At 36.8% G+C, this 6,000-nt stretch carries 5 protein-coding genes; all 5 read left to right on the forward strand.

All coding sequences use genetic code 11. The annotated features are described in order from the left end of the window. The first annotated feature begins 42 nt into the window (after positions 1 to 42). The 5 genes from ald to BCR24_RS03755 all read left to right on the forward strand — a co-directional run bounded on the left by ald (position 43) and on the right by BCR24_RS03755 (position 5,651). Entirely contained in the window at positions 43 to 1,155 is a 1,113-nt protein-coding gene (gene ald, locus BCR24_RS03735; RefSeq protein WP_069639221.1) for an alanine dehydrogenase, read from the forward strand. A gap of 28 nt (positions 1,156 to 1,183) precedes the next feature. Beyond that, on the forward strand, positions 1,184 to 2,260 hold the full coding sequence (locus BCR24_RS03740; protein ID WP_069639222.1) for a M42 family metallopeptidase: 1,077 nt from the start codon (positions 1,184 to 1,186) through the stop codon (positions 2,258 to 2,260). A gap of 31 nt (positions 2,261 to 2,291) precedes the next feature. Beyond that, the gene (locus BCR24_RS03745; protein ID WP_083244298.1) at positions 2,292 to 3,923 is read left to right on the forward strand and encodes a peptide ABC transporter substrate-binding protein; all 1,632 of its coding nucleotides are present in this window, start codon (positions 2,292 to 2,294) and stop codon (positions 3,921 to 3,923) included. Between the two features lie 200 nt (positions 3,924 to 4,123). Then, positions 4,124 to 4,618, forward strand: coding sequence for a YehS family protein (locus tag BCR24_RS03750; protein ID WP_069639223.1), 495 nt, complete (start codon positions 4,124 to 4,126; stop codon positions 4,616 to 4,618). A gap of 115 nt (positions 4,619 to 4,733) precedes the next feature. Beyond that, entirely contained in the window at positions 4,734 to 5,651 is a 918-nt protein-coding gene (locus BCR24_RS03755; RefSeq protein ID WP_069639224.1) for a helix-turn-helix transcriptional regulator, read from the forward strand. Positions 5,652 to 6,000 lie beyond the last annotated feature (349 nt).

Raw genomic sequence — 6,000 nt, forward strand, 5'->3', positions numbered from 1 at the left:
AGAATAAAAAGATAAGCAATGAGTTAGAAAGGGTCCTGAACAATGAAAATTGGCATTCCAAAAGAAATAAAAAATGGCGAAAATCGTGTAGCATTACCAGCTTCAGGGGTTTTAGATTTGATTAGAAACGGACATGAAGTATTTGTTGAAACCAATGCTGGTTTAGGTGCATCTATCCGTGATGAAGAATATCAAGCAGTTGGTGCTAGAATTGTAAGCTCGGCCAAAGAGGCTTGGGCACAAGAATTAGTTTTAAAAGTAAAAGAACCATTAAAAGAAGAGTATGAATACTTAAGAGAAGATTTGACTTTATTCACTTACCTTCATTTAGCTGCGAATAAGCCACTAGCGGAAGAGCTGATGAAGCGTAAAACGAAAACGCTTGCTTATGAAAGTGTTCAATTATCTAACGGTGAATTACCATTATTGGCGCCAATGAGTGAAATAGCTGGCCGTTTAGCAGCGCAGATTGGTGCCCAATTTTTAGAAAAAGTTCCTACAGGAAAAGGGATCTTGCTCGGTGGTGTGCCAGGTGTAAAAAAAGGCAAAGTAACAATCATCGGTGGTGGGATTTCTGGTTGTAATGCAGCGAAAATCGCTTTAGGTCTTGGTGCTGACGTTACGATTTTAGATGTAAATATCAAGAAATTACAAGAAATCGATAATCAATTCAATGGCGCAATCAAGACACTTGTTTCGAATCATTTCAATATCCAAGAAGCAGTGAAAGAAGCGGACCTTGTAATCGGAGCAGTCCTGATTCCTGGTCGTAAGGCACCGGTTTTGGTCACGGAAGAAATGGTTGTCTCAATGCCGGAACATTCAGTGATTATTGATATTGCAATCGATCAAGGTGGTATTTTTGAAACGATCGACGAAGTAACAACGCATCAATATCCGACCTATGTTAAACATGATGTAATCCATTATGCTGTGGCGAACATGCCGGGCGCGGTTCCTCAAACAGCAACGTTTGCTTTAGCGAATGCGACCTTACAATATATAGTAGAGCTAGCCAATCACGGATTTGAACAAGCTGCGGAACAAAACCCCGCTTTACGTTCAGGTATAAATACACTAAACGGAGCACTGACAAATCAGGCAGTTGCGATAGATTTAGACTTACCATATTCATCTATTCAAACTGTTTTATAATGAACTATTCAAGGAGGATGTCCTACAAATGATAAAGAAAGAGTCACTACATTTAATTGAACGCTTATCAAATGCTTCTGGTGTTTCGGGATTTGAAGATGATGTTGTCGCTATAGCCAAAGAATTTTCAGCCTCGTTTGCACAAGTGACAGAGGACCATATTCGCAATGTTTATATGAAAGTTGGTGAGCAAAAAGCAGATAAGCCAACGATTGTTTTCGATGCTCATAGTGATGAAGTTGGCTTCATCGTTCAAGCAATCAAACCAAATGGAACCTTGCGCTTTTTACCTTTAGGTGGTTGGGTACCTAATACTGTGCCTGCTCATCGCGTACGAATCAAGACCGCACAGGGCAAAGAAATTCCTGGAATTATTGCCAGCAAACCACCGCATTTTATGACAGATGCTGAACGAAAAGAAGTTCAAACAATTGATGACATGGTGATCGATGTGGGTTGTACAAGTGCTCAAGAAGTTGTCGATAAGTTGAATATTGCAATCGGAGATCCAGTCATTCCGGATGTAACGTTTGAATATCTGGAAGCGACAGATGTGATGTTAGGAAAAGCGTTTGACTGCCGAATTGGTTGTGCTTGTTTACTAGAAACCCTAAGCGAGCTCTCTAAAAAAGAATCCGCATTCAATTTGATTGGAACCATGACCGCTCAAGAAGAGGTCGGTGAGCGAGGCGCAACTGTTGCAATGAATAATGTGAAACCAGATCTGGCCATCGTTTTTGAAGGATGTCCAGCAGATGACACATTTTCAGAAGAATACATGATTCAATCTGGGTTAAAACGTGGTCCAATGCTCAGAAATTTTGATGTCTCGATGATTACAAATCCACGCTTTCAGCGTTTTGCCAAAGAGGTGGCTGACAAGTACGATTTGCCAATGCAAAGCTCCGTTAGAAAAGGCGGAGGAACAAATGGTGCAATCATTAATTTAACCAATAAAGGAGTACCAGCTATCGTAATTGGTGTTCCTGTCCGTTATGCACATACCCATTATGGCTATGTGGCTTATGAAGATTATCAAACAGCACAGCAATTAGCAGTCGCTATCGTGAATGAATTAACAGCAGACATGATCGACAGCTTTTAATAATAGAAAAGAAATTAGGGGGAATCGTAAAATGAACATGAAAAAATGGGCATTCACAACGGTTGCTGCAGGTGCATTAGTTTTCGCACTTGCTGCATGTAATTCAGGGAGTAAGAAAGAAGAGTCGACTGGAGAGACAAAACAAGTATTAAAAGTAATTGAAAGTGCTGAATTGCCTACGATGGATATTTCACAAGCGACAGACGTTGTTAGTTTTTCTGCAATCAGTCAAGTGATGGAAGGGTTGTATGAATTTGCAGATGACAGTACTTCGGCACCCGCAATCGCTACAGAAGTTGTGTCTCCAACCAATGATGGAAAAACTTATACATTCAAATTACGTGAGGACGCAAAATGGAGTAATGGCGATCCAGTAACAGCGAATGACTTTGTTTATTCATGGAAACGGACGGTCGATCCAAAAACTGGTTCAGAATATGCCTATTTATTTGATGGCTTTGAAAACTATCAAGCAATCTCTAAAGGCGAAAAACCAGCTGCTGATCTAGGCGTTAAAGCAGTTGATGATTATACATTAGAAATCAATTTAGAATACCCGATTCCATATTTATCTTCTCTTTTAGCAAAACCAACATTTTATCCATTGAATGAAAAATTTGTCGAAGAAAAAGGCAAAGATTATGGGACAAATAGCGACAACATGATCTATAATGGTGCATTTATACTTGCTGATTGGGATGGCACAAGCATTACTTGGAATTATGTAAAAAATGACAAGTATAGAGATGCCGACAACGTTAAATTAGACGAAGTCAATGTTCAAGTAAGTAAAGAAATTGGTACGAATGTTAACTTGTTTAAAGCAGGTGAAACAGATGTTGCGCCAATCAAAGGGGAATATGTCGACCAAGAAAAAGAAAACCCAGAATTGGTTACGCGTATTTATCCATCAACATCCTACTTACAATACAATACTGAAAACAAAGTATTCGCGAATAAAAATGCGCGAAATGCCATCACTAAATTAATCAACTCAGATCAAATCGCTAAAAATATTCTAAAAGATGGTTCAATGGCTATTGAAGCATTTGTGCCTAAAGGAATTAACAACCAAGAAACCGGGAAAGATTTTGCTGAAGAAGCAGGCGCTTTAATGAAGACAGATATCGAAGGCGGCAAAAAACTTTGGGAAGAGGCTAAGAAAGAATTAGGCGTTGACTCAGCTGCGATTACACTATTGACATCAGATACAGATTCAGCGAAAAAATTATCTGAATACGTTCAAGGCTTATTGACAGAAAACCTAAGTGGTCTAAAAGTAACGATTTCAAGTGTACCATTTAAAAACCGTTTAGATCAAATGAGCAAAGGGGATTTCGATGTTGTTTTAGCCGGTTGGGCAGCAACATATGCTGATCCATATGACTTCTTACAATTGTTTAGAACAGGCGGAGAACAAAACTATGGTAAATTCAGCAACGAAGAGTTTGATAAATTATTAAAAGAATCAGCAACAACCTATGCCACTGAAAATGAAAAACGTTGGGATACATTATTAGATGCACAAAAAGTATTGATGGATAATTCACCAGTTACACCATTATACCAAGCATCAGAGGCATTCTTAGTGAATGATCGTGTAGAAGGATTAGTGTATCGTGCCATTGGCGCACCTTACTATAAAAATGTGTCAGTTAAGTAATTAGAGACAAAAGGAACAGCTTGAAAAGTCAATTTTCAAGTTGTTTTTTGTCTCTAATTAAATGAGGTGATCGATTATGGATCAATCTAAACTATCTATAATAAGTGAAAATGACCACTCAAATAAAAAATAAATAGATGCATTCTTTCAAAGAAAGCTTTATACTAAAGAAATGATGATATAGGTTCTGGAGGAGAAAAATGAATAATAACGATATACTCATTCGCTTGCGCTATGCCTTGGATATTAAAGACACGGATATGATCAAGATTTTCAAACTAGGTGATCTTGACATCACTAGGGATGAACTGAGAACATTATTAACGAAACAAAATGAAGAAGAGGAACTTCCCCGAGATGCTGTGTGTAGTAATCGAACATTAGAGTCATTTCTAAATGGCTTGATTACCTTCAAAAGAGGCAAACCGCCTGTTAAAAATGGGGTAGCACCTAAACCAACTTTCCTAATCAATAGTCAAAGCAATGTTAACAATGTATTGTTGAAGAAAGTCAAAATTGCCTTAACTTTAACAAGTGACGACATGCTGGATGTATTAAGACTTGCGGGCGTCTATGCTTCTGATAGTGAATTAAGTGCCATTCTTAGAAAAGAAGGTCATCGGAATTATAAAGAATGTGGTGACCGTTACGCAAGAAACTTTCTAAAAGGGTTAGCGATCAGATATCGAGAATAAGCGATCCAACTAAAGCAAAATAATAATTATTGGGATAAATCTAGGGGAATTAACGCTAGCTTTGTCCCTTTTTTAATAGCTAAGCAGTAGATAAAAATTTACAGGAGAAAATCATATGAAAAAAATTGAACGAATACTCGCAATAATCGTCTTACTTTTAGATCACGACCTCATTTCGACTGCTCAATTAGCAGACCGCTTTAAGGTAACTAAAAGAACGATTTTTAGAGATATTGAAACCATTGAATTAGCAGGATTTCCGATTATTTCCCATCCAGGTCGTAATGGTGGTTTTGCTTTAATGAACTCATTTAAACTACGAACATATACTTATAGTACAACAGAAAAGCAGGATATTCTTAATGCGTTAGAAGTCAAAGAAGGCTTGTTTGGCACTTTTGATCAACAGAATATGATCAAAGAAAAAATTACGCTGTTACAAGCTGATTCGAATCAGGGCAATCACTGGAGGTCGCATTTTTCATTTGATTCACCAACGATGCATCGTCCGGAAATTGAGGTCCAAACGAAAGAAAAAATCAATACCATCAATCGTGCCTTGCAGCAAAATAAAAAGCTAGTGATTGATTATATAGATAATAAAGGTGAGTGGACAGAAAGGGTGATTCATCCTTATGAACTGATGTTGCTGAATGGAAGCTGGTATATCTACTCGTATTGTGAGGAGCGCGAAGCGTTTAGATATTTTAAAGTGACTAGAATCCGGTGCTTAAGGATACAAGAAGCCACGTTTACAAGCATCACGCCTCCGAATAAAAGACGCCTTGAAGTGAACGAAGAGCTGATTCATTTACGTTTTAGAAAAAAAGATTTAGGAAAGCTTTATGATTACTATACTGAAAATGAAATAGAAGTGACAGATAGTCACGTTGATGTGAGGATCTATGCTAACCAGCAAAAAACAATTCTGCCATTTTTACTGATGTTTGGTAATGGTGTTAAAGTGATTGCACCTGCTGAATTACAGGAAATACACCAGCAAGAAATAGTTAAATTGAGCAAAACGTATTAAAAATCGCTTAGATGAGTGAATTAAATAATAATCAAACCTTAGTATTGTTCGTTTTTATCTCAAACAATGCAAGGTTTTTTTAGTTGTTAAAATTAAGAAAAAAATTGCGTTTAACATAGTCAGTCAGTTAAAATATTTTTTTGAAACAGAAAAAGATAATTATTATTTTTTTTTGAATCATTTCGTATAAAAAAGTTGATAAAAAAAGGAAAATGAAAAAGGTGTAAATATAGTATTATCACAAAAAAACACTTCTTGTTTTTCGATAAAACAAGAAGTGTTTGTTATAAATTCCAATTTTTTTCTCTATCTAAATCTATTCTATTGGTTTGTAAATGATAAATCAATA

The organism is Enterococcus ureilyticus, assembly GCF_001730315.1.
Lineage (GTDB): Bacteria > Bacillota > Bacilli > Lactobacillales > Enterococcaceae > Enterococcus_L > Enterococcus_L ureilyticus.